Origin of the sequence: [Clostridium] citroniae WAL-17108, assembly GCF_000233455.1 — a bacterium.
GTDB classification, from domain to species: domain Bacteria; phylum Bacillota; class Clostridia; order Lachnospirales; family Lachnospiraceae; genus Enterocloster; species Enterocloster citroniae.
In genome coordinates this window covers 100,857-125,276 of record NZ_JH376431.1, presented here as the reverse complement: position 1 = coordinate 125,276, position 24,420 = coordinate 100,857, and the positions used below count along the sequence as shown (strand labels likewise).

The 24,420-nt window shown below is 51.4% G+C and carries 27 protein-coding genes; 22 read left to right on the top strand and 5 right to left on the bottom strand.

The window, feature by feature from the left end:
- Positions 1 to 2: 2 nt before the first annotated feature.
- From HMPREF9469_RS27465 to HMPREF9469_RS27435, 7 genes are all read left to right on the top strand, one after another.
- Positions 3 to 359 (top strand): DUF1667 domain-containing protein, encoded by a 357-nt coding sequence (locus HMPREF9469_RS27465; protein ID WP_007870153.1) that lies wholly within the window; start codon positions 3 to 5, stop codon positions 357 to 359.
- 168 nt (positions 360 to 527) lie between these two features.
- The gene (locus HMPREF9469_RS27460; protein ID WP_007870150.1) at positions 528 to 722 is read left to right on the top strand and encodes a hypothetical protein; all 195 of its coding nucleotides are present in this window, start codon (positions 528 to 530) and stop codon (positions 720 to 722) included.
- Between the two features lie 118 nt (positions 723 to 840).
- On the top strand, positions 841 to 1,827 hold the full coding sequence (gene dhaK / locus HMPREF9469_RS27455) for a dihydroxyacetone kinase subunit DhaK (RefSeq protein WP_007870146.1): 987 nt from the start codon (positions 841 to 843) through the stop codon (positions 1,825 to 1,827).
- A gap of 123 nt (positions 1,828 to 1,950) precedes the next feature.
- Positions 1,951 to 2,577: a dihydroxyacetone kinase subunit DhaL gene (gene dhaL, locus HMPREF9469_RS27450; RefSeq protein ID WP_007870144.1), complete on the top strand. Its 627-nt coding sequence runs from the start codon at positions 1,951 to 1,953 to the stop codon at positions 2,575 to 2,577.
- A 128-nt stretch (positions 2,578 to 2,705) separates the two neighbouring features.
- Positions 2,706 to 3,086, top strand: a complete 381-nt coding sequence (gene dhaM, locus HMPREF9469_RS27445; RefSeq protein ID WP_007870141.1) for a dihydroxyacetone kinase phosphoryl donor subunit DhaM — start codon at positions 2,706 to 2,708, stop codon at positions 3,084 to 3,086.
- Positions 3,087 to 3,295: 209 nt separating this feature from the next.
- Entirely contained in the window at positions 3,296 to 3,682 is a 387-nt protein-coding gene (locus HMPREF9469_RS27440; protein WP_007870138.1) for a BlaI/MecI/CopY family transcriptional regulator, read from the top strand.
- A complete protein-coding gene (locus HMPREF9469_RS27435; protein WP_007870135.1) occupies positions 3,679 to 5,736 on the top strand; it encodes a M56 family metallopeptidase in 2,058 nt (685 codons plus the stop codon). The genes HMPREF9469_RS27440 and HMPREF9469_RS27435 overlap by 4 nt, the downstream gene beginning before the upstream one ends.
- A 31-nt stretch (positions 5,737 to 5,767) precedes the next feature.
- Here the strand turns inward: HMPREF9469_RS27435 and HMPREF9469_RS27430 are convergent, their stop codons facing one another.
- A complete protein-coding gene (locus HMPREF9469_RS27430; RefSeq protein ID WP_007870131.1) occupies positions 5,768 to 6,118 on the bottom strand; it encodes a NusG domain II-containing protein in 351 nt (116 codons plus the stop codon).
- A complete protein-coding gene (locus HMPREF9469_RS27425) occupies positions 6,118 to 6,621 on the bottom strand; it encodes a hypothetical protein (protein WP_007870127.1) in 504 nt (167 codons plus the stop codon). The genes HMPREF9469_RS27430 and HMPREF9469_RS27425 overlap by 1 nt, the downstream gene beginning before the upstream one ends.
- A 206-nt stretch (positions 6,622 to 6,827) precedes the next feature.
- Between HMPREF9469_RS27425 and HMPREF9469_RS27420 the strand changes: the two genes are divergently transcribed.
- The 4 genes from HMPREF9469_RS27420 to HMPREF9469_RS27405 all read left to right on the top strand — a co-directional run bounded on the left by HMPREF9469_RS27420 (position 6,828) and on the right by HMPREF9469_RS27405 (position 10,611).
- A complete protein-coding gene (locus tag HMPREF9469_RS27420) occupies positions 6,828 to 7,991 on the top strand; it encodes a tetratricopeptide repeat protein (protein ID WP_007870124.1) in 1,164 nt (387 codons plus the stop codon).
- Between the two features lie 62 nt (positions 7,992 to 8,053).
- Positions 8,054 to 8,599: a Gx transporter family protein gene (locus tag HMPREF9469_RS27415; RefSeq protein WP_007870121.1), complete on the top strand. Its 546-nt coding sequence runs from the start codon at positions 8,054 to 8,056 to the stop codon at positions 8,597 to 8,599.
- Positions 8,600 to 8,680: 81 nt separating this feature from the next.
- Positions 8,681 to 10,201 (top strand): UDP-glucose--hexose-1-phosphate uridylyltransferase, encoded by a 1,521-nt coding sequence (gene galT, locus HMPREF9469_RS27410; RefSeq protein WP_007870118.1) that lies wholly within the window; start codon positions 8,681 to 8,683, stop codon positions 10,199 to 10,201.
- A gap of 77 nt (positions 10,202 to 10,278) precedes the next feature.
- Positions 10,279 to 10,611 (top strand): cupin domain-containing protein, encoded by a 333-nt coding sequence (locus tag HMPREF9469_RS27405; protein WP_007870113.1) that lies wholly within the window; start codon positions 10,279 to 10,281, stop codon positions 10,609 to 10,611.
- Between the two features lie 134 nt (positions 10,612 to 10,745).
- Here the strand turns inward: HMPREF9469_RS27405 and HMPREF9469_RS27400 are convergent, their stop codons facing one another.
- Both HMPREF9469_RS27400 and HMPREF9469_RS27390 read right to left on the bottom strand, forming a co-directional pair.
- Positions 10,746 to 12,155, bottom strand: coding sequence for a spore germination protein (locus HMPREF9469_RS27400; RefSeq protein WP_007870110.1), 1,410 nt, complete (start codon positions 12,153 to 12,155; stop codon positions 10,746 to 10,748).
- Positions 12,156 to 12,567: 412 nt separating this feature from the next.
- A complete protein-coding gene (locus HMPREF9469_RS27390; protein WP_082082641.1) occupies positions 12,568 to 12,960 on the bottom strand; it encodes a desulfoferrodoxin family protein in 393 nt (130 codons plus the stop codon).
- Between the two features lie 220 nt (positions 12,961 to 13,180).
- Here HMPREF9469_RS27390 and HMPREF9469_RS27385 point away from each other — a divergent pair, with 220 nt between their 5' ends.
- A complete protein-coding gene (locus tag HMPREF9469_RS27385) occupies positions 13,181 to 13,615 on the top strand; it encodes an RrF2 family transcriptional regulator (RefSeq protein ID WP_007870106.1) in 435 nt (144 codons plus the stop codon).
- 29 nt (positions 13,616 to 13,644) lie between these two features.
- The gene (locus HMPREF9469_RS27380; protein ID WP_007870102.1) at positions 13,645 to 14,544 is read left to right on the top strand and encodes a YitT family protein; all 900 of its coding nucleotides are present in this window, start codon (positions 13,645 to 13,647) and stop codon (positions 14,542 to 14,544) included.
- A gap of 26 nt (positions 14,545 to 14,570) precedes the next feature.
- On the opposite strand, the gene HMPREF9469_RS27375 is transcribed toward HMPREF9469_RS27380, so the two are convergent.
- Positions 14,571 to 15,311, bottom strand: coding sequence for a tRNA threonylcarbamoyladenosine dehydratase (locus tag HMPREF9469_RS27375; RefSeq protein ID WP_007870100.1), 741 nt, complete (start codon positions 15,309 to 15,311; stop codon positions 14,571 to 14,573).
- A gap of 233 nt (positions 15,312 to 15,544) precedes the next feature.
- Here HMPREF9469_RS27375 and HMPREF9469_RS27370 point away from each other — a divergent pair, with 233 nt between their 5' ends.
- The 9 genes from HMPREF9469_RS27370 (at position 15,545) to HMPREF9469_RS27330 (ending at position 24,405) form a co-directional block, all read left to right on the top strand.
- Entirely contained in the window at positions 15,545 to 17,524 is a 1,980-nt protein-coding gene (locus HMPREF9469_RS27370; RefSeq protein WP_007870097.1) for an NAD(+) synthase, read from the top strand.
- A 17-nt stretch (positions 17,525 to 17,541) separates the two neighbouring features.
- On the top strand, positions 17,542 to 18,333 hold the full coding sequence (locus tag HMPREF9469_RS27365; protein WP_007870094.1) for a TrmH family RNA methyltransferase: 792 nt from the start codon (positions 17,542 to 17,544) through the stop codon (positions 18,331 to 18,333).
- Between the two features lie 87 nt (positions 18,334 to 18,420).
- Positions 18,421 to 18,678 carry an NfeD family protein gene (locus HMPREF9469_RS27360; protein WP_007870092.1) on the top strand — a complete coding sequence of 86 codons (258 nt, stop codon included), beginning with the start codon at positions 18,421 to 18,423 and terminating at the stop codon, positions 18,676 to 18,678.
- Entirely contained in the window at positions 18,665 to 19,867 is a 1,203-nt protein-coding gene (locus tag HMPREF9469_RS27355) for a patatin-like phospholipase family protein (protein WP_007870090.1), read from the top strand. Before HMPREF9469_RS27360 ends, HMPREF9469_RS27355 begins: the two co-directional genes overlap by 14 nt.
- A 71-nt stretch (positions 19,868 to 19,938) precedes the next feature.
- Complete coding sequence (gene argF / locus HMPREF9469_RS27350; RefSeq protein WP_007870088.1) at positions 19,939 to 20,928, top strand: ornithine carbamoyltransferase; 990 nt, start codon at positions 19,939 to 19,941, stop codon at positions 20,926 to 20,928.
- A 5-nt stretch (positions 20,929 to 20,933) separates the two neighbouring features.
- The gene (locus tag HMPREF9469_RS27345; RefSeq protein ID WP_007870086.1) at positions 20,934 to 21,236 is read left to right on the top strand and encodes a DUF6637 family protein; all 303 of its coding nucleotides are present in this window, start codon (positions 20,934 to 20,936) and stop codon (positions 21,234 to 21,236) included.
- 8 nt (positions 21,237 to 21,244) lie between these two features.
- A complete protein-coding gene (locus tag HMPREF9469_RS27340) occupies positions 21,245 to 22,225 on the top strand; it encodes a biotin--[acetyl-CoA-carboxylase] ligase (protein WP_007870083.1) in 981 nt (326 codons plus the stop codon).
- Entirely contained in the window at positions 22,212 to 23,474 is a 1,263-nt protein-coding gene (gene mutY / locus HMPREF9469_RS27335; protein ID WP_007870080.1) for an A/G-specific adenine glycosylase, read from the top strand. The genes HMPREF9469_RS27340 and mutY overlap by 14 nt, the downstream gene beginning before the upstream one ends.
- A 40-nt stretch (positions 23,475 to 23,514) precedes the next feature.
- A complete protein-coding gene (locus tag HMPREF9469_RS27330) occupies positions 23,515 to 24,405 on the top strand; it encodes a diacylglycerol/lipid kinase family protein (RefSeq protein WP_007870077.1) in 891 nt (296 codons plus the stop codon).
- The last annotated feature ends 15 nt before the right edge of the window (positions 24,406 to 24,420 follow it).

Sequence of the window (24,420 nt, the reverse complement as noted above, 5' to 3'; positions counted from 1 at the left end):
CCATGGAAAAGAGAGAACTTATCTGTATTGGCTGTCCCATGGGCTGTCCTCTGACCGTGGAACTGGAAGGCGGAGAGATCCTCAGCATTACAGGGCATACCTGCAGGCGTGGGGAGGTATATGCCAGGAAGGAGGTTACCAATCCCACCAGGATCGTCACATCCACAGTGGATGTGGAGGGTGGAAAGGTGGCAAGGGTTTCCGTTAAGACAAAAGAGGATATACCGAAGGAGAAGATCTTCCAGTGCGTGAAGGCGTTAAAGGGAGTAACCGTAAAGGCACCTGTGCATATTGGTGATGTGATCGTAGCCAATGTGGCTGATACGGGAGTGGACATTGTAGCTACCAGGGATGCGTGAGCAGACAGTCGGCAGCCGCCCTTTAGGCGGATGCCGGCTTCCTGTGGTTTAAGGAAGGGCCTTTTCGTGGGCGGTTTGTGCCTATGAATGGTCCGTATCCGGGCATGCTCCCGGGAAGTAACTGAGAATAAGCCGTAATAGGCGGCCTTGAGTAAAGGAGGACTTTACATGGAGAAAAAGCAGCTTGATATCAACAATATGAACGGCATGACGGAAGAAGAGGATAAAACATGCGGTCTCAATGATATGAACTGTGTTGCGGATGAGGAAGATAAGACATGCGGCCTCAATGACATGAACTGCGTTGGTGATGATGAGGACAAGACATGCGGCCTTAACGACATGAACTGTTTAGGCGAATAGGTACGGGAACAGGGACAACAGGCAGAGGCTCCGGGGGGAGCCCCTGCTTTGTGCAGTAGTATGAGTGTTTGCAAGGGTATTTGCCGGACTGAAAATAACAAAAGGGGGTTTTCGCAATATGAAGAAATTTATTAATGACGTAGGGCTGGTAGAGGAACAGATGATCCAGGGCATGGTTAAGGCGTATCCGCAGTATCTGAGAAAGCTGGATTGCGGCAACGTTGTGGTGCGCGCTCATAAAAAGGAGGGCAGGGTTGCACTGATCAGCGGCGGAGGCAGCGGCCATGAGCCGGCGCACGGCGGATTTGTGGGAACCGGAATGCTGGATGGGGCCGTAGCAGGAGCGGTGTTCACATCACCCACACCGGATCAGATCTACGAAGGCATCAAGGCGGTTGCCACTGACGCAGGCGTGCTGATGGTGGTAAAGAACTACACAGGGGATGTGATGAACTTTGAGATGGCTGCTGAGATGGCCGAGATGGAAGGCATCACAGTAAAACATGTGGTTACAAATGATGATGTTGCGGTAAAGGATAGTCTTTACACCATAGGGCGCAGAGGGGTGGCCGGAACCATTTTCGTACATAAGATTGCAGGAGCCCTGGCTGAGGCAGGCGGAACCCTGGATGAGGTCCGGGCAGTTGCCCAGAAGGTGATCGACAATGTAAGGACCATGGGCGCGGCTGCCGGTCCCTGTACTGTTCCGGCAGCAGGCAAGCCGGGATTTGAACTGGCAGAGGATGAGATGGAGGTGGGCATTGGCATACACGGTGAGCCGGGAACCCACCGGGAGCCGATGAAAACGGCGGATGAGACAGTGGATCTGCTGCTGGCTCAGATCCTGGCTGATCTGGATTATACGGGTTCTGAGGTTGCGGTGATGATCAATGGCGCAGGAGCCACTCCTCTCATGGAGCTGTTTATCATTAATAACAGGGTAGCGGATGTGCTGGCTGAAAAAGGGATCAAAGTCTATAAGACAATGGTGGGAGAGTATATGACCTCCATTGAGATGCAGGGCTTTTCCATTTCCCTTCTGCGTCTGGACAATGAATTAAAGGAGCTGTTGGACGCACCGGCAGACACACCGGCATGGAGATAGAGATATCGTATATCCCCGCCTGTTATGGGCGGGGATTTTAAAGCATGTTTGTAAATTGCCGCAGCTGAAGGATTTGGATTGGAACGGCTATGCGGTTTGAAATAAACAGAGAGGTGGAATATCATGGCAGACAGCAGCAAAGTTTTAGAGATCATCAGGGCAATTGGTCTTAAGATGGAAGAAGAAAAGGAATATCTTACAGAGCTGGACCAGCCGATCGGCGACAGCGACCATGGGATTAACCTGGCGCGCGGTTTTGGGGCGGTGGAAGGCAAACTGGATTCCCTGGAGGGCAAGGATATCGGCACCATTTTAAAGATGGTGGGAATGACGCTTGTCTCCACAGTGGGCGGAGCTTCGGGGCCTTTATACGGAACAGCCTATATGAAGGCAGGAATGGTTCTGGCCGGGAAGAATGAGATGGATATAACTGATTTTCTGGCTATGATGAAGGCGGCAGTGGAGGGCGTGATGCAAAGAGGCCATGCCACGGTGGAGGAAGCCACCATGCTGGATGCCATGGTACCGTCCCTTACAGCTATGGAGACGGCTGCCGGTGAAGGAAAAAGTACGGCGGAAGTGCTGGGGGAGGGTGTGAGAGCAGCCTGGGCCGGCGCTGAGCACACCAAGGATCTGGTTGCCACCAAGGGACGGGCAAGTTATGTGGGCGAACGTGGGCTGGGACATCAGGATCCAGGTGCAACCTCCTATTCCTATATGCTGGAGACCATTGCCCGGCTTGTTGGATGATGAGGCGGACTGCTTAAGGCGCACAGATGGATAGATTATGCCATGCGGGTCATGGCGTGTGCCTGGTATAAGTAGCCGGGGAGTAGTTGGAACAAAATAATATCCCTTTGAAAGGAGCAGGTTGATATATGGTAGGTTTTGTGATCGTGTCCCACAGTGAGAATCTGGCCAAGAGTGTGGTGGAACTGACATCCATCATGGCCCCAAGCGCGAAGATCGCCCAGGCGGGAGGCATGGACGATGGAGGATTCGGCACCAGCTTTGAGAAGATCCAGGCAGCCATTGAATCCGTCTATTCAGATGACGGCGTTCTGGTGCTGATGGACATGGGAAGCGCTGTGATGACAACGGAAATGGTAATAGAAACCTATGAAGGCAAAAAGGTGGAAATGGTAGACTGTCCTCTGGTGGAGGGCGCTGTGGTTGCCACCATTAATTCTGTGGGCGGTATGAGTTTTGAAGCTATTAAAAAGGCTCTGGCAGGAGTTGGGACTTCCAGAAAGTTCTGATGGTTATGTGTCGGAACCCTGTTGAGGAAAGCCCCTTGGGGATGAGAGGATCAAAGGAGACAGCTGAGCAGACCAGGTATTGGAAACATAAAGCCTGTGCTGGCTCAGTTGTCTTCTTTTGTAAAAGCCAGATTATCCTTGACACCTACAAAAAGTAGGTGTACACTGAGATTAGTACCTACAAATTGTAGGTGAAAGGAGCTGGGGTTATGGAAAAGGGAACATCACTGCCGGATACACAGTTGGAGGTTATGCAGGTCATATGGGATAAGGGCGGAACCATCATGTTCGGTGAACTGAGCGAGGAACTGGAGGACAGGGGAAGGGAATGGAAGCCGAATACGGTGTTGACCCTGCTTTCACGGCTGGCTGAGCGGGGGATGATCACCGTATGTAAGCGGGGCAGGCTCAACGAATATACTGCCCGGGTTACAAGGGAGGAATATCAACAGAAGCAGGCGTGTATTCTGGTGGAGCGGGTGTTTGGCGGAGATACCAGGCATCTGATCTCTGCCCTTGTAAAGCAGGATTACCTGACAAAAGAGGACTATGATGAGCTGAAGGCATTCTGGGAAAAGGAGGGAGAGGGAACATGAATCCATGGATAAAAGCAGTTCTGTCACTGTCCCTTTCGGGAGCCCTGCTGACGCTTATCCTTCTGGCAGCCACCAGGATTTTTGGAAAACAGCTGGGCCGCAGGTGGCAGTATTACGTGTGGTTTTTGGCGGTTCTGCGCTTTATGCTGCCCGTGGCCGGACCTGTGAATCTTATGAGGCAGGTGTTTGAACCGTCCGTTAACTTAAAAGAGATAAGCGCGCCCTGGGGTGAAGGGCAGGAGACGGCTGGCGGCAGTGAGATTTGGAACCATTATGGGGAGGATCCTTTAGGTGAAACGGGAGGAGATGCGGTACAAGCCGGTGGAAACGGCACTGCGGTAATCCCGGCATGGAATGGAACCGGAGGCGCAGCGATCACAGCAGGACCGGTCATGGGCTATCAGCTGCTTTTCGCTGCACTTTGGATCATTGTGGGTCTCGGATCATTGGCCAGGAAAATACTGGGGTATTCACGGGCCGTGAGATACCTTGGGGCGAAGGCGGAACCGGCGGACAGATTCAAGGAAGCATTTGAGCATGCATGCCGTGACTTGGGAATGGATCACAAGCCTAAGCTGCTTGCCGGCCGGGGGCTGCCGTCTCCCATGGCAGTGGGGATCATGCGCCCGTTGGTGGTGATCCCGGCGGATTTTCCGGAGGATCAGGCATATTATGTATTCCTTCACGAACTCAGACATGTGCGCCAGAGGGATGCCCTCTATAAATGGGCAGTTGAACTGGCAGTGTGTATCCACTGGTTTAATCCCATGGTGTATGTACTGCGCCGGGAGACGGCCCGGGCATGTGAACTGGCCTGTGATGAGGCGGTGGTCCGGGTTCTGGGGGATGGGCAGCGGCGCATTTACGGAAGCGTGCTGCTGGACACCTTAGGCCGGAGCATGATGTATGCCGGGACGGCAGACAGGCCTGTAATGACCCTGTCCCTGGGTGAAAACGCAAAATGGATGAAGGAAAGGCTGGGGGATATCATGGATCGATCAAAAAGGAGAAAAAGACATCTGTATGCATCGCTGGCACTGACAGCCATACTTGCAGGCGGAGGGATCTTGTGCGGGTTTGCACCTGCCGGACAGAACATGGCTGCTGGCGGGGGATCTGCGGATCGCATACGGCCGGCCGGCATATGGGCTGCTGCAAGATCTGTTACCTTAAATTCCGGCTTAATGGAAGAAAAAAGACTTTTAAAACTTGCAGGGACAGTGGAAGAAAGCCAAAAAACAGATCCTTCAGAAGACAAAATAAGCTGGAACAGCGAAGATATCATACGGCGCCCGGGCCAGACAAGGTTCCATTCAATGCTGGTGTGGAAGGAAGGCTATATTATGGGGCTGGCATGGAATGTGGACGCATCCAAGTATGATACGGTCCGCCAGATAGATGGAAAGACGGTCTGCTTTGTTCAGAAAGCAGCCTCCTACGCAGACCATGCCCCTGTGGTGAATGCGATCAGGGCAGCTTTGAGGGATACCAAGGACACGGGGGATATGAAGCCCGGTGAAGTGGTGGTTCTGGGAGTAGACGGGCCCTTTGGGGAAACGGCGGACCAGCTGGCACAGAAGTTTTACAAGGCTGACAATATCACGTATTACATGGCGGTTTTAAAAAGCGCCGGCAGGGAGACATGTGAATCCATCATAGAACAGTCTTATGCAGATGACCGGGTGGAGTATTTTGCTTCAACCTTGGGAAATGATGCACAGATTTCCCGGGATGTGATAGCGGCTGTTGCAAAGAGGGCTGCGCAGGATAATAAGGCGGAGTTCTTCTCCATAGCCGCCGGTGAACTTCCCCATTCCATTTTGGGAGAGTATGCCATGGATGCCTATAATGGAAACAATATGGAAATCTTCTATTTGTCATGTGTGGGGCTGACTTCAGAGCAGGCAGAAGCGATCGCACTAAGGGCGTATGAGGATGACCGCATGGAATACTTATATGCTGTGGCCAATCAACTGACAGAAGGCCAGCGCAGGGAACTGCGTGAACGTGCAAAAAAGGACGGTAAGACCTCCTTCTGGTATGCGCTGCCGTAAGAGCGCGGCGCTGATCCGGGAATTTCTGGTCTCACTCGTCCCCTGTGATGGTTACGATCATTTTATTGGGCAGGCATACAATGGTGTCGCTGCTTAAGTGCTTTTTGCCCTGGTGCACACAGACCTTATCGGGGCAGCTGGCTTCACTGCACCAGATCTCGCCGTCCCTGACAATGAGATGGTTTGTCCCTTTGTTGGCGCCCGTGACAGTAAGTTCCGTGTCCCTGCTTAGATCAAGGGTTTCCACTACCTTGCCGTCCACGGTGATCTGCGCGGTAACGGCCGGTTTTTTGTGGGAAATATAATTAAATCCAAATAGGGCCGCGGCGATCAGCAGGATGGCTGCGGCCAATATAAGATCACGTTTACCTGATAGTTTCATTATTCTGCTGCCTGTTTCAGGCATTCCTCCACTCCGTTGATAAAGGGATATACATTAATGCTGACCGTGGAAATGGCGTCAGTGGCATAACCCTCCTGGTTGGCAAGGCCCTCTACTTTCTGGTGTTCGATCACATATTTTCCAACTGAATCAGCCTGGGCTTTCCAGGTGGGTCCATTGTCGGTCATGACATACTGGCCGTCCATGCTCAGTTTTTGTTTGCCATTGCCCTCGGCATCAAAGGAATCCCAGACACAGGACACGATAATACCATTGGACACCGTGATGGTGGTACGGTCTTTATAGCCCTTGGAGTCCGGTTCCGGGACTTCGTAGACGTAAGTTCCGTCAGCGAGTGGGACTTCGGGCTGATTTGTGGTAATTGGGCCTTTCATTGCATGGTATAGAGGGTTTGACACTGCGATGACAGCAAGTGACATAACAGCCATGACAGCAATGCCGATGGCGCTTTTTACAGATGGCGTCATTGTTTTTCTGCTCATAATTACTCTCCTGGAAATTCATTATTTTTTGCCGTTTTATTGGGATATCGGCACATTGTTTATTTTATCACAATTGTAGATGTTATACAATAAAATTTACCTGTAAGTTTAAACCATTAGAATCACTAACAGGGACAGAATAAATAACCGATCAGCCAAAGAGTATGGTATAATAAAATCATGTACAGCGGAGGGGGGATTTAAGGATGGGTGATCGGGAGCAGAGGGCGGGGCAGGAGGACAGACCGGTGGAAAGACCGGAGCTTTTGCGTAAAAGAGGATACAGGGAAGGGCCCACCTTGGCCAAGTGTGCAATCATCCTTGTTTTTATTCTTAGCTTCATCTATATGTCCCCCTCCTGCAGCCGCAGGATGACGGTCCGGTTTGTGATCGGTCCGGGACAGACGGGGGAGGCTGATCCGGGAGAGCAGTATTATCAGGATGGGGATTATGAGAAGGCGGCTGAGTATTACCAGGAGGCAGTGGATCGTATATTTGCCCAGGGCGGCCGGTTTAAGCCTGAGAATGGACCGCTCTACTACCGGCTGGGAGTTATATACTACGAATTGGGCAGCTATGAGCAGGCCATCAAATACCTGAATGAATGTGCGGATGTGGACCAGCGCACCTCCAACACAGAGGAACTGGCCTGGGATTATTTTGTGATCGGGAGGGTGTACAGGGAGGCTGGAGATTGTGGGGCATCAATTGATTATTACCAGAAGGGCCTGAAAGCCATCAAAAAAGTCAGCGGAAAACATTCAGGAGATACGGCTGAGTTCCTTATTGGCCTGGGAGATTCGTACAAGAAGAATGATGAGTATGACAAGGCGCTGGATTCCTATTTGCAGGCGCTGGAACTATATAAGGAAAAACAGTCTGATCCGACCTGGATCTATATAAGGCTGGCCAGGGTCTATGATAAAATGGGAGAGGATGGGACGGCGGAGGAATATTATCACACAGCGGCCCTGTCCGGGAACGCAGACAATTATACAAGGGGAGTGATACGGTTTAATCTGGGTATACTGTACCAGAAAATGGGCAGAGGGCAGGAGGCATTTACCCTGTATCAGGAAGCGCTGGAACTGATCAACAGAGACGGAGGATATGAGGCGGCGGAATCCTCCGTGCGGTCCTATCTGGCAATTGCCTATGCGGATACAGAACATGATCTGAATAACGCCATCCTGTATGCTGTCTCAGCCTGCAGGATACGGGAGAAACTGGCATCCCCCCATTTGGAGGACCAGAAGAGTCTGGAGGAATTTAAGGACCAGCTAAAGGGATATTATCAGGAGTCCACCGGTGATAGGACGGAGGAAGGATTTGAGGAGTGGTATGGGAAGCAGATGGAAAATCCCCTGTAATTCACATGGGATCCATGCTATACTGAGTATATTTGAAAACAAAGGACAGGCAGGGGTGTTTTATGATCAGCAGGAAGGAAAAGGAAACAACAAGGAGGGGACAGGCAGTATCCACAAAAAGGACAGCGCTGTTCGGACTTTTGATTGCCCTGGCGTTTGTGCTGGGGTATGTGGAGTCCCTGATACCGGTTTATCTGGGGGCGCCCGGGGTAAAGCTGGGACTGGCCAACCTGGTCACCATGATAACCCTGTACTGTATGGGAGTAAAAGCAGCCATTGCAGTGAATGTGGTGCGGATCTTTTTGTCGGGGTTTACCTTCGGGCCTGCCTCCGCCATCCTTTTTAGTCTGGCCGGAGCTGCGTTCAGCCTGACCGTGATGGCGGTGTGCAGGAAATTCCGCCTGTTTGGCATGGTGGGAGTCAGCATACTGGGGGGAGTGGCCCACAACATCGGGCAGTTTTTGATGGCTGCCTTTGTGGTCCACACCTTTGGCGTGTTCTCATACCTTCCGGTGCTTCTGGCAGCAGGGACTGTGGCAGGCGCCCTGATTGGACTGCTGGGGGGGATGGTTGTGCAGCGGATCAGCCGTGTCATCAGAGAAATTTGATATAAATGCTAAGAAAATGCCATTGTCATGGATTTGTGCAAGGGATATAATAAATAGGAATAAAAAATGGAGGGTGCTGTTATGGTTTATGAAGCAATTAAGGGACTGGTACAGTATGGCCTGGATACAGGGCTGATAAGTGAGGTGGACGCTGTCTACGCCAGGAACCAGATCCTGGATGTAATGAAGATGGATGAATACCAGGAACCCACGGAGGATGCAGCGGCAGGCAGTCTGGAGGATATTCTGAAAGCCCTGATGGATCATGCCCATGAGACCGGCGCACTGGAGGATGACAGCATTGTATACAGGGACTTATTTGATACAAAGCTGATGAACTGCCTGATGCCAAGACCCAGTGAGGTGGTCCGGGAATTTTGGGACCATTATAAGGTATCCCCGGAGGAGGCCACCAACTGGTACTATAAGCTGAGCCAGGATTCGGATTACATACGCCGTTACCGCATTGTAAAGGATATGAAATGGACAACAAAGACCCGGTACGGTACGCTGGATATCACCGTTAACCTGTCCAAGCCGGAGAAGGATCCCAAGGCCATTGCAGCTGCCAAGCTTGCCAAACAGAGCGGCTATCCAAAGTGCCAGCTGTGTATGGAGAATGTGGGATATGCGGGCCGCACCAACCATCCGGCCAGGAATAACCACAGGATCATACCAGTCACCATCAATGACAGCCAGTGGGGATTCCAGTACTCCCCTTATGTGTATTATAATGAGCATTGTATTGTATTCAACGGACAGCATATCCCCATGAAGATCGACCGGGCTGCCTTTAGGAAGCTGTTTGATTTTATTAAGCAGTTTCCCCACTATTTTCTTGGCTCCAATGCGGATCTTCCCATTGTGGGCGGCTCCATTTTAAGCCACGACCATTTCCAGGGCGGACATTACACCTTTGCCATGGCAAGGGCTGCCATAGAGAAGCATTTTACATTAAAAGGGTTTGAGGATGTGGAGGCGGGGATCGTGTTCTGGCCCATGTCCGTGCTGAGGCTGCGTGCCAAGGATGCTGACCGGCTCATTGAGCTGGGGGACCGGGTCCTTCAGGCGTGGAGGGCATACACGGATGAAGACGCATTCGTCTTTGCCCAGACAGACGGTGAGCCCCACAACACCATTACGCCCATTGCCAGAAAGGTCCAGGATATGTATGAACTGGATCTGGTGCTGCGCAATAACATCACTACGGATGAGTTCCCCCTGGGTGTATACCATCCCCATCAGGAACTGCACCATATTAAGAAGGAAAACATCGGCCTGATCGAGGTCATGGGTTTGGCGGTACTTCCTTCCAGGCTGAAGACAGAGCTGGCTGAGCTGGGAGAGTATATAATAGAAGGAAGAGATATCCGCAGCAATGGAACCCTGGAAAAACACGGGGATTGGGTGGAGGAGTTCCTTCCTAAATATGAGGAAAAAGGTATTGCGGTCACATCTGAGAATGTGCAGGACATCCTTCAGGAGGAAGTGGGGCACGTGTTTGCCAGAGTTCTGGAGGATGCGGGTGTTTACAAATGCGATACCAAGGGACGTGAGGCATTTGGAAAGTTCCTGAAAAGCGTGGGATTTGCAGAGTGCTGACCGTATTGTTTGATAGGGAAAACGATAGATAAAATAACTTATATGAATATGAAATCATAAAAAAGGAGTGCAGGATCATGTTGGATGAGAGATGGGTATTCCACGGGGATACAGAGGCCGTTAAGGCAGGAGAGGGAGTTGTGAGAAGGGTTTTGGCTTACAGCAAAGACCTGATGTGTGTTGAGAATACATTTGAAAAAGGCGCGGTGGGCAGCCTGCACCATCATCCCCACACTCAGATCACATATGTGGTAAGCGGTGAGTTTGAGTTTAATATAGAGGGTGAGAAGAGGATCGTGAAGGCCGGTGATACCATGCTTAAGATGGATGGGGTGGAACATGGCTGCGTCTGCCTGGAGGCGGGGATCCTTTTGGATATCTTTACTCCCATGCGCGAGGATTTTGTATGATCTGTCCCCTGTACTATCTGTAAACTGAGAGTGCCATGCACTGAAAATGCTCCTTCCCGGAGTGTGCACCTGGATTGTGCCAGGCGCCCGGGGAGGAGCATTTTGCTGCTTTTACACGTGTATGTTGGAGACAGTTACTTTTCTGTGTGGGGAAGCCGTCCTCTGAGGAACCGCTTTTTCAGCTCGCTGAGGCTGAATGGGATCAGGGGATAGATATAACTCTTTCCTGCAATGGTCCTGTTAAATACAATGGCGCATATGGTCAGTATGGTGCCGATGGCATACCCCCAGATATTGATAATTGAGGTCAGGATTAGTATGATGATACGCATGAACTTCATGGCGTAACCCAGTTCAAAGCTGGCCTGGGAATAGTTGGCAATGGTCACAAAGGCCATGTAGAGCATGGTTTCACTGTTGAACCAGCCTGATTTTACCGCATACTCACCCAGTACGATACCGGCGATCACACTGAGAGGGGTGGTCAGCATGCTGGGGGTGTTCACAGCAGCCAGGCGCAGTCCGTCTATGGCAAATTCCAGTATGAGCAGCTGCCATATCAGGGGCACGTTCAGTGGATCCGATACCCGGATAAAGGCCAGCCAATCCGGAATATATCCGGGATTCTGCATCAGCAGAAGCCATGTGGGCGTCAGCATCAGGGAGAGGATGGAGATGGTCATTCTGGAAAGCCGCAGGTAGGTGCCTGTGATGGGCGGAAAATAGTAATCGTCCGCTTCCTCTATGATGTCGAACACGGAGGATGGAAGGATCATGGCTGAAGGGGAATTGTCCACCAGGATGATGACGTTGCCTTCCAGCACAGAGGCAGCAGCCGTGTCCGGCCGTTCCGAAAATTTGAATTTTGGAAACGGGTTAAACCATTTATAGGGAAAAAGACACTCGGCCAAACTTTCTTGGTTCATGGTCAGGGCATCTACCTTCAGGTTTTTAATCCGTTCCTTAATCTTGGCCAGGAGCTGTTTATCCACCCTGTTTTCCATATAACAGATGGCGATGTCGGTGTGGGAGCTTTCACCCGTACTCATGATTTCCATGGTCAGCTTGGGGTCACGGATCCGCCTCCGGATCAGGGCGGTGTTAAAGATCAGTGTCTCCACAAATCCGTCCCTGGACCCCCTCAGGACCTTATCCTTTTCAGGCTCACTCACCCCTCGGGAAGGGTAGGTGCGGCAGTCGATGGTAAGGCATTTGTCATAACCGTCAATAAAAAGGCATGAGACACCGGACAAAAGCTGGGTGATCATGTCTGTATCATTGGTCAGAAGTCCGATCTCTCCATAGGGCAGGTATTGTTTGGAAAATGCATGTGCATCTTCCGGCATGGACTCGGGCTTGATGGTGGAAAATGCCTGCAGTATCTTTAACAGGGAATCATCCTTGGTGAAGCCATCTATAAAATACAGGCAGGCCTCCCGTCCGCCGATGTGAATCACACGGTATACCACATCAAAATTCGTCTGAACATTCAGCTTTTCATGAAGGTAGGTAATATTGTCTTTTAAATTTTGGGAAAATTCCATTGTTTCTTCCTTTCTGCGCGACTTCAGATGAAAAAAATACATAATGTTAGTATGTACCAAAGAGGTGTGATTATACATGAATACATATGTCGTTGGCAGGGGGACAGCTGGAAGAATTTTATATAAAAATGCCTTTGGAAGGGAATGGATTATGTTAATGTGCACAAAAAAGATTGACAAATCATGGGAACGGTGTTATAGTGTCCATGTAAGAAGCACAAAGGAGTGCCTTACGGGTTTTTGTTTGGTATGGGGATGCCAAATAAACTAATAGTGTGACGGTTTTGATCGTGACTGAGAGCTGCCTTCTGTGGGGGAAGGGCAGCTCCCTTTTTTTATTTAAAAATTGGCTGCCTTGTCCACTGAGAGTACCATAAAGTTAAACACATGTATCGTTTAGCTTGTGCCTACATCAGATGTTTGTCTTCCAAAGACCGTGAAGGTTGCAGTATGCATAGGCTGCCACCGGGGAATCTCCCTGTTCCAGGGTAAAGTGTGCCACGGGCTCGCAGTCAGAGTTCAGGCAGACACGCATGGTACATCCGGCTTTTGTTGTCAGGCATACCCACCCAATGCTGTGATCTTCGCCCATGGGGTGGAAGATCTCGCCCACCTTAACTGTGACGTGAAGCCCGTCTGTTTCCACCAGAGGGAGATGTTTTTCGCTTGCACCCTCGGTCATACCCGGTTCCAGCACCTCAAAGGGCTTGCAGGTATCGGGCAGAGCAGCGCCCGGAGCGCCGCAAAGAGCTTCCAGCACCACAATATGGTTCTTATCAGTAAGGAATACAGGTTCTGTTTTAATCTCCGCTTTCATGTGAATCCTCCATTCTGTTCTTATATTCTTCGTTTAAGCCGTTTATCTATCTGTTTCAAACACCTTTTAGTTTTCCTGAATCCACAGTATCTATACATGAGGCCCATAAGTTTCTATTGACATATTTCCTACAGGAATAGTATGATAATCATATGTGGATATTTTATACATCAACTACAAATACTAAACCAAAAGGACGTGAAGATATATGTTAGTTTCGACAAAAGGGCGCTATGCCCTGCGCACCATGGTGGACCTGGCGGTCCATGGGGATGGGGAACCGGTAAAGATAAAGGATATTGCAAACCGCCAGGGTATTTCCGGTAAGTATCTGGAACAGATCATATCCATCCTGTCCAGGGCCGGTTATGTGCGCAGTATCCGGGGAAACCAGGGCGGATATTACCTTTCAAAGCCCGCGGCGGAATACACGGTGGGCATGATACTCAGGGTTACAGAGGGAAGCCTTGCGCCGGTGGACTGCTTAAGCGGTGAGGATAATCCGTGCACAAGGCAGCTGGACTGTGTAACCCTCAGATTGTGGAGGGAGCTGGATGAAGCAATCAAGGGAGTGGTGGACCAGTATACACTGGAGGATCTGGTCCAGTGGCGGAAGAATATGAAAGATAATTATGTCATATAATGTAGCAGTTTAGGGCAGCAGGAGGAATTATGAAAAGTCTCAGGCGTATTTCCGCCTTCGTTAATAAATGGAAAAAGGACAGACGCGTCAGGCTGGGGATCACACTGGCCGCGGTTATCCTCTCTGCGCTGGTCCAGGCATATGCTTTGCAGGTGTTTGTCCGGTCCGCAGGCATTATTTCCGGCGGATTTACCGGAATCGCCATGCTGATCGAGCGTCTGGGAGGCCTGTGGGGGCTTACTATTCCCATGCAGATAACCATGCTTTTGATGAATATTCCCGTGGCTTTTATGTGCTGTAAGGGGATCAGCGTTCGCTTTACCGTGTTTTCCCTGGCGCAGGTATTTTTAAGCAGTGTATTCCTGCAGATATTCAGCTTTACGCCCATATTTACAGATGAAGTACTGAACGTGATATTCGGCGGGGTCATTTTTGGAAGTGCCATTGTCATTGCCCTAAGGGGAAATGCCTCCAGCGGAGGCACTGATTTTATCGCCCTTTTTGTTTCCAACCGCACCGGACAGTCTATCTGGAGCTATGTGTTTTTCGGCAATGCCATCATGTACTGTTTTTACGGCTCCATATTCGGATGGAAGTATGCCGGCTACTCCATTATCTTCCAGTTCATTTCCACAAGGATGATCTCCGCCTTCCATCACAGGTATGAGCTGGTGACACTTCAGGTTACCACCATCAAAGGGCCGGAGGTGGTGGAGGCATATATCAGCCGTTTCAGGCATGGTATGTCCTGCGTGGAGGCCATGGGTGGCTACAGCAAAAAGAAGATGTATCTGCTCAACACAGTCATATCAGCCTACGAGGTAAATGACGCGGTCCATGTGATGCAGGAAGCGGATGAGCATGTGATCATCAATGTGCTGAAGACACAGCAGTTTGTGGGACGGTTTTACAGGGCGCCGTTGGAATAAAGATGCCGGGCCGGCCATGGGCCGGCTCAGTCCAGGCCGCAGATATCCCTGACGATCTGACCTGCGATGAGAAGCCCCGCCACCGGGGGGACAAAGGAGATGCTGCCCGGTGTCGCCCGGCGGTTTCCTGTGTCCTCCTCAGCCGGACCTGGGGTGAGGGGAGGCTCGGGAGACCAGCAAACCTTGAGATGGCTGATATTCCTGGCTTTCAGTTCCTTGCGCATGACCCGGCACAGGGGGCATACGGAGGTTTGTGAAATGTCGGATATGCTGAACAGCTCAGGATGCAGCTTATTGCCGGTGCCCATGGAGGAGATGATGGGGATCCCGTTCTCCTGGGCATAGGAGACCAGTGCCAGTTTGGCGGTCACTGTGTCAATTGCATCCAGAATATAGGACACACGGTCAGATGGTTCCATCTGGCTTTTTATTGTTTCAAAAAGAGTATCCAGGTTCTGGGGAAGCACGAACTGCTCACTGGTGATCACCCGGGTATCCGGACTTAAGTCGGTAATCTTTTCTTTCATGACCTGTGTTTTCGGCCGTCCAATGGTGCTGTGCATTGCAATACTCTGCCTGTTGACGTTGGTCAGGGATACGGTATCATTGTCAACCAGTACCAGCCTGCCCACACCGCATCTGGCCAGGGCCTCAATGGCATGGGAACCCACGCCCCCCACGCCGAATACAACTACGGTGGCAGCTTTCAGGGACATGATACCCTGGGAACCTATGAGCATTTCTGTTCTGGAAAATTCATTGATCATTTTATGATTACTCCTGTGCGAACTTTTTTGTTTTCAACGATTGTACATCAGTTTCGTGCAAATGTAAACAGAATGTGTATGGGATCATGTACAGGACGCGTGTATGATTGGGGGTGTCATGCGGAAAACTTTTATGATATAATGTCCAGGTAGACAAAGTACCATGCTATGACGCAAAGAACTAAGTACACACATGAAGAACTAGGTACGTAATAAGTTATGGAGGCCGTAATATGAGAGATGGATTCATAAGGGTAGCGGCAGTCACACCGAAGATCAGGGTGGCTGACCCGGAATATAATGCGCAGCAGATAATTGATCTGATCCATCAGGGATACAGCAGAGGCGTGAAGCTTATGGTATTCCCTGAACTGTGTCTCACTGCATACACCTGCAGCGACCTGTTTTTCCAGTCCTCGCTGTTAGAAGGAGCAAGGAAAGAACTGGGACGCATCATCAGCGCCACAAAGGACAAGGATATCCTGGTGTTTCTCGGTATGCCCTGGGAGCGGGAAGGGAAACTTTATAACGTGGCTGCGGTCATACAGGGGGGACGGCTTCTGGGCTTAGTGCCCAAGAAGAGCCTTCCCAATTACTCTGAATTTTACGAGGCCCGCCATTTTTGTCCGGGCAATGAAACCCCTGTTTTTGTCCCATGGGAGGACAGGCCGGTGCCCATGGGCATGAATCTGCTGTTCAGGTGCACCAATATGAAGGGGTTTACTGTGGGTGCGGAAATCTGTGAGGATGTATGGGTACCCTGTCCGCCCAGTATACGGCATTGCCTGGCAGGGGCAACGGTCATAGTCAACTGCTCAGCCAGTGATGAGACAACGGGCAAGGATGTGTACCGCCATGAGCTGATCTGCAGCCAGTCCGCAAGGCTGGTATGCGGTTACGTATATGCCAATGCCGGGGAGGGGGAATCCACCCAGGATCTGGTGTTCGGAGGACAGAACATCATTGCGGAGAATGGAAACTGCCTGGTGGAATCCCGGCGTTTTATCAATGAGAGTATCTGTGCGGACCTGGATGTGGAACGGCTCTGCAGTGAGCGCAGGCGCATGACCACATTCCCGTCACCGGATGATGCCAGGAAAGAGGGCAGCTATATGATCGTGGATTTTGAACTGTCCTTAAAGGACGGCGATGACCGCAGCGCTCAGGCTGCCCAGGCATACGGACTGTCCGGCACAGGCAAGGATATCCTGCGTTTTGTTGACCCGGCTCCCTTTGTACCTCATGATGAGAGACAGCGCAGCCGCCGCTGCGAGGAGATCCTGTCCATCCAGGCCATGGGGCTGAAAAAGCGTCTGGAGCATACAGGATGCCAGCACGCGGTGGTGGGGCTTTCAGGGGGACTGGATTCTACTCTGGCATTACTTGTGACTGTCAGGGCATTTGATTCCCTTAAGATCCCCAGGAGCAATATCCACTGTGTCACCATGCCCTGTTTTGGAACCACGGACAGAACTTATCATAATGCATGCACCATGGCTGCAAAGGTGGGGGCTGAACTGAAGGAGATCAATATACGGCAGGCCGTGAGCCAGCATTTTACCGATATCGGGCAGGATATGGACAATCATGATGTAACATATGAGAACAGCCAGGCCAGGGAGAGGACCCAGGTCCTGATGGATATTGCCAACCAGGTGGGCGGACTTGTGATCGGAACAGGGGACATGTCGGAGCTGGCCCTGGGATGGGCCACCTACAACGGCGACCATATGTCCATGTACGGGGTCAATGCCTCGGTGCCTAAAACTTTGGTGCGTCATCTGGTGCGCTATTATGCGGATACCTGTAATGAGCAGGAACTGTCAGAGGTGCTCATGGATGTGCTGGACACTCCGGTAAGTCCGGAGCTTCTGCCGCCTGAGGACGGACAGATTTCACAGAAAACAGAGGACCTGGTGGGGCCTTATGAGCTTCATGACTTCTATCTTTATTATATCCTTCGGTACGGTTATGCACCGGCCAAGATTTACCGGATGGCCCTTCAGGCTTTTAAGGGACAGTATGACAGGGAGACCATATTAAAGTGGATGAAGGTATTTTACCGCAGGTTCTTCAGCCAGCAGTTTAAGCGCTCCTGCCTGCCGGACGGTCCTAAGGTGGGATCGGTGGCAGTATCCCCCAGAGGAGATCTGCGTATGCCCAGCGATGCCTGCAGCCGGCTGTGGATGGAGGAACTGGAGAAGATTCACTGATAAGGAGAAGTTGACAGATGATTAACAGTACGTCCAATAAGCAGGTAAAACGTGTGGTGAATTTAAGGACCAGGGCCAAAGCCCGAAGGGAAGAAGGCGTGTACGTGGTGGAAGGACTGCGTATGTGCAGGGAACTCCCGCCGGGAGATGTGGACAGCATGTTTGTAACCGAGGGGTTTGCAGCGAACCGGGAAAATAAAACGTGGCTGTCGGCATATTCATATGAGACAGTGACTGATATTGTGATGGGGGTAATGGCGGACACGCAGACGCCTCAGGGCGTTCTGGCAGTTGCCAGGCAGAAAAAGTATACCCTGGATGATATTCTTAAGGGACCGGGATCAGGAAAGAGGTTGGCTATTATGATCCTGGAAACCCTTCAGGATCCTGGAAACCTGGGAACCATTATCAGGGCCTCGGAGGGAGCCGGAATCACCGGTATTGTGATGAACAGGGAGACGGCGGATATCTACAATCCAAAGGTGATCCGTTCCACCATGGGATCCATTTACAGGATGCCATTTGTGTATGTGGATGACCTTAAGGCAGCGTGCGGGAGAATAAAGGGCCAGGGAGTTAGACTATTTGCAGCCCACTTAAAGGGCATGAATAATTATGACCAGGAAGATTATACTGACAGTGTGGGCTTTTTAATTGGAAATGAGGCCGGCGGTCTGAAAGCGGAGACAGCAGATCTGGCCGACTGCTATATCAAGATCCCTATGGCAGGGGAGGTGGAATCCCTGAACGCGGCGGTTGCGGCTTCCGTGCTCATGTTTGAGGTGGCAAGACAGCGCAGGAATGGCTGAACCGGCTGTTTCGGATCGCTTTTTGCCAAGGGACACCGGTGCCTGAACCGGCCAAACAGAATACGCCCACAGGAAGGAGGACAAAGCATGGCATCAATCGGATGGCTTGTATCATTTCTGGTATTTCTGGGGGTGGAACTGGCGTTTCGCTGCCTGACATCTCTGTGGTTTGCGGCCGGGGCAGCCGGGGCTTTTATCATTGCATTGACAGGCGCTTCCATGGAAGCGCAGCTGGCTGGCTTTGTGGCGGTATCATTTCTCACATTGATACTCATACGGCCTGCTGCATTTTTATTCAATCGGCATATGGCCGGCAGACATAGAAGGGCAGGTGGTCAGAATTAAGCTTCAGTTGGATCTGGACAGGGAATACGGCATTGTTCTGGAAGGCGGAGGAGCCAAAGGAGCATACCAGGTGGGCGCCTGGCGCGCCCTCCGGGAGGCCGGGGTAAAGATAAGGGGAGCCGCAGGCACCTCAGTGGGCGCTCTCAACGGCGCCCTTATCTGTATGGATGATTTTCAAAAGGCAGAGCACATATGGGAAAACATCAGCTATTCCAGGGTAATGGATGTGGATGACCAGCTGATGGACCAGTTGAAGAAATTCAGTATCCGAAATCTCTCCAGCCTCACATCCCTTAATGTGGGGGAGCTTATATCAGGGGCAAAGCGCCTTTTAAAGGACGGCGGCTTTGACATTGCACCCCTGAAGGGACTGATCGATGACGTGGTGGATGAGGAGAAGATCAGGAGTTCGGACAGGGAGCTCTATGTGGTGACCTACTCCCTGTCCGACCGTCAGCCTCTGATAGCCAATGTAAAGGAAGCGCCGGAGGGCACGATCAGCGACATGCTTATGGCCAGTGCATATTTAATCGGTTTCCGCCAGGAAAAGCTGGGCGGAAAGTATTATATGGACGGCGGAGGCATCAACAATGTGCCTGTGGATGTGCTCATCGACAAGGGATATAAGGATATCATTGTGCTGCGTATTTACGGGTATGGGATTGATACGGAGAAAAAGCTGGAAATTCCCGAAGATGTCTCCATCTATCATGTGGCGCCCAGGCAGGACCTGGGCGGGATCCTGGAGTTTGACAGAAAAAGGGCCAGGAGGAATATGCTTCTGGGATATTTTGACAGCAAGAGGATGCTTTACGGCCTGGCGGGCCGTGTGTATTATATCAATGCCCCGGAGGGGGAAACCTATTATTTTGATAAGATGATGACGGAGATCCACGTTCTCCTTTCCTACCTGAAGCCTGAGTTTACAAGGGATGAGGAGGATATGCCGGGGTACCGGAAGTATACGGAAACCATATTTCCCCAATTGGCAAAGGAATTGAGGATGAAGGAGGGCTGGGATTACAAGGACCTGTACCTGTCCCTTTTGGAAGATCTGGCAAAACAGTACCGGATCGGCCGGTTTAAAATTTATACAGTGGATGAAATGCTGAACCTCATACACAAGAAAGCCGGGGCAGCTGCGCTGAGAGCTTTGATTCCCACTCTTGACAGCGGACGCCAGGTGTAGTATATTATGCATAAAGATGCATAAATATTAATAAAAAACAACCATACACAGTGGTGGATACGGAGGACAGTATGAATTTAAAGGGCAGGAATTTTTTGACATTGAAAGATTATACACCAGAGGAGATTACATACTTACTGGATCTGTCGGCTGAACTGAAGGAAAAGAAAAAGAATGGAATCCTGACAGACAGTCTTCGGGGTAAGAATGTGGCTCTGATCTTTGAAAAGACCAGCACCAGAACGCGCTGCGCGTTCGAGGTTGCTGCCCATGATCTGGGAATGGGCACCACTTATCTGGACCCGTCAGGTTCCCAGATCGGCAAAAAGGAAAGCATCGCTGACACGGCAAGGGTCCTGGGAAGGATGTATGAGGGGATCGAGTACCGCGGATTCGGACAGGAGATCGTGGAGGAACTGGCCAAATATGCAGGCGTGCCTGTGTGGAACGGCCTTACTAATGAGGACCATCCCACACAGATGCTGGCGGATCTTCTCACAATCCGCGAACATCTGGGACATTTAAAGGGTGTAAAGCTTGTGTATATGGGCGATGCGCGTTATAATATGGGTAATTCCCTGATGATCGCCTGCGCAAAGATGGGCATGCATTTTGTGGCATGCGCACCGGCCAAGTATTTCCCTGACAAGGCTCTTGTGGCGGAATGTGAGGCATTTGCAAAGGAAAGCGGCGGTTCCATCACCCTGACAGAGGATGTGGATACTGCGACCAGGGGAGCAGATGTAATTGATACGGACGTGTGGGTTTCCATGGGAGAGCCGGACGAGGTATGGGAAGAGCGTATTAAGGACCTGACACCTTACAAGGTGACAAAGGCCGTGATGGATCACGCAGGCCCCCGGTCCATCTTCCTTCACTGCCTGCCATCCTTCCATGACCTGAAGACCAAGATCGGCCATGAGATGGGCACACGCTTTAACGTATCGGAACTGGAAGTGACAGATGAGGTATTTGAATCCAGCCAGTCCGTTGTCTTTGACGAGGCTGAGAACAGGATGCATACCATCAAGGCGGTAATGTTGGCAACGTTAGGAGAATAGCACATATGCATGGGCAAAGAGGAAGGGGTGAGCGCCATGCCGGGGTATTCCTGGACATGGCCCACCTGATACTGGGAATTGCAATTGTAATTCTGGCCGTGCTGTCATTCATTAACCCGGAGGGAAATCACATGCTTTTTCCTCTGGTGTTTTTGCTGGCAGCTTTATTAAATGCGGTAAGCGGTATATTTGAATGCAAGACCTGGGGCAGGGATAAGAAAAAGTTCCGCCTGGGAATCCTGCAGCTGGTACTGGCCGTGGGCCTCGGTGTTCTCGGTGTCTTAAGCGCCATCAGCATTTGGACATAGAGGTGAACATGAAGTCAGAGATTTTAAGCATGCTGAGGGCCGCGGATGGATATCTTTCCGGCCAGCAGCTGTGTGATAAGATGGGGGTCTCCCGCACAGCTGTGTGGAAGGCCATGAATGAACTAAAAGAAGAAGGTTACAAAATTGAAGCTGTCCGCAACCGGGGGTATCACCTGGTGGAGAACGCGGACGTGATCACCCAGGCTGAACTGCAGTCCATGCTTCACAGCAAATGGATTGGGGGCAGGCTGGAATATTTTGATGAAACGGATTCCACCAACACCAGGGCCAGAAAACTGGCTGAGGAGGGAGCAATCCACGGCACCCTGGTGGTGGCGAACAGCCAGTGGGCGGGCAAAGGCCGAAGGGGCAGGCTGTGGACCTCTCCCAAGGGCGTGGGCATATGGATGAGCGTGGTCCTCCGGCCGGCCATCTCCCCCCTGCATGCATCCATGCTTACACTGATCGCCGGGATGGCGGTGGTAAAAGGGGTCAGATCCTCCACGGGTCTGAATGCCATGATCAAATGGCCCAATGACGCGGTGCTGGAGGGAAAGAAGATCTGCGGGATCCTGACGGAGATGAGCACGGAGGATGAGTGCATCCGGTATGTGATCACAGGGATCGGGATCAATGTAAACGTTGATGAGTTCCCCGGTGAACTGGCCGAAACAGCAACCTCCCTTAAGCTGGAAAAGGGGGAGAACATCAGGCGGAGCCCGGTCATCAGCGCCGTGGCGGAAGCATTTGAGGAATATTATGACATTTTCCTGGAAACCTGTGACATGTCGATATTAAAGGAAGAGTATAACAGGGAGCTGGCCAATACCAACAGGGAAGTGATGGTGCTTGACCCCAAAGGCCAGTATGAGGGGACCGCTCTGGGAATTGACAATGAAGGAAGCCTGCTGGTAAAGAAAAAGGACGGCACGGTGGCTTCCGTCATATCCGGGGAAGTGTCGGTGAGAGGTATTTATGGATATGTATGATTCGGGACATTTTTATGACCGTCTCCAGGTGCTGGAACCGGAAGATGCGCCGCTTGACCGGCAGGAACGGCTTCGTGCCATGGAACGGCCCCTGCTGGCCTGGTACGGCTCCAGGGCCCGTTCCCTGCCCTGGAGGGATGATCCCCAGCCTTACCGGGTCTGGATATCGGAGATCATGCTGCAGCAAACCAGGGTTGAGGCGGTGAAGCCGTATTTTGAACGGTTTATGGAAGCGTTTCCTTCTGTGAGGGATCTTGCAGAGACAGAGGATGATCATCTTATGAAGATGTGGGAAGGCCTGGGATATTATAACCGGGCCAGGAATTTAAAGGCAGCGGCCAAGATGGTAATGGAGGAATACGGCGGCTGCCTTCCTGCATCCTTTGAGGATCTGATCCGGCTGCCCGGGATCGGGAGCTATACGGCAGGAGCCATTGCTTCCATTGCCTTTAACCAGCCGCTCCCTGCCGTGGACGGCAATGTGCTCAGGGTTATCTCACGGATCCTGGGGGACCGGGAGGATATAAAGAAGGCCTCTGTGAAGACCGGGATGGAACAGGAACTTAAAGCCGTGATGCCCGCAGATGAAGCCAGTCACTACAACCAGGGGCTCATAGAGATCGGCGCCCTGGTGTGTATACCGGGAGGAGAGCCCAAATGCAGCGAGTGTCCCCTGGCTTCTGTCTGCCTCACAAAAAAGAATGGCTGGTGGAAGGAAATTCCCTATAAATCGCCTGCAAAGGCGAGGAAAATCGAGAAGAGGACCGTTTTCATCATAGAATATCAAGACAAGGTAGCCATCCATAAGAGACCGCCAAAAGGCCTTCTGGCAGCTCTCTATGAACTCCCCAATGTGCTGGGGTATCCGGGATCGGAGGAGGTCCCGGAGGTTCTGGGTCTGGAGCCTGAGGCAGTGGAGCAGCTGATCCCTCTGCCATCGGCCAAGCATGTATTTTCCCATGTGGAATGGCATATGAGCGGATACCGGGTGGTCCTGAGGCAGAAGGAGGACGGCGCAGGCTGGGATTTTGCCGAGGGGCCGGAAGCTGTCCGTGATCCGGCATTGGCCCGTGAGCCGGCATTGGCCCGTGAGCCGGCATTGGCCCGTGAGCCGGCATTGGCCCAGGAGCCGGCATCTGTCCAGAAACAGGACCGGGCCGGGGATTGGTTCATGGTTTCCAGGAAGGAAGTGGAGGAAAAATATGCTCTGCCCAATGCATTTCAGGCATATACTTCTTTGATTGGATAAGTTTGTTAAAATTGGTTACACTGAAAGGGAGGAATGCAGGATGAAGAAAATGCTGTTTGTATTTAATCCCCGTTCAGGCAAGGAGCAGATCAAGGGTCATCTCATGGAAATACTGGACATTTTCACCAGGGCGGGTTATGAGATCCGTGTCCATGTGACCCAGAAGCAGAGCGATGCCGTGGAAGTGGTGCACCGATACGGTAACCGTGTGGACCTGGTGGTGTGCAGCGGCGGGGACGGTACCCTGAATGAGACCGTGTCCGGCATGATGAAGCTTAAGAAGCTGCCTCTTTTGGGATACATTCCGGCCGGATCCACCAATGACTTTGCCTCCAGCCTGGAGATACCTAAGAGGATGCCCCAGGCGGCCTCGGATATTATGGAGGGCAAGCCCTTTGCCGTTGACATCGGCACCTTTTGCCATGACAGGTATTTTATGTATATTGCCGCCTTTGGGGCATTTACGGAAGTGTCTTATCTCACATCCCAGGACAGGAAAAACCTGCTGGGCCATCAGGCCTATATGATCGAGGGCGTAAAGAGTTTGGCAGGCCTGAAGCCATACCGCATGAAGGTGGAATGGGAGGATCAGGTGCTGGAAGAGGATTTTGCCTTTGGCATGGTGACCAATACCAGAAGCGTGGGCGGTTTCAAGGGACTGGTGAACCAGTCCGTGGCCTTAAATGACGGGCTGTTCGAGGTGCTGTTGATCCGTATGCCCAGAACGCCTGTGGATTTGAGCAACATTGTATCCTATATGTTTCTCAAGGAAGAACCCAACGAATATGTGTATAAATTTAAGACCTCATCCATCCGAATGACATCGGAATGGGGAGTGGACTGGGTCCTGGACGGTGAGTACGGCGGAACCAGAACAGAGGTAAATATTGGAAATTTAAAGGAACGAATACAGATTCTTCTAAAAAAATAAAATATTTTGTCGAAA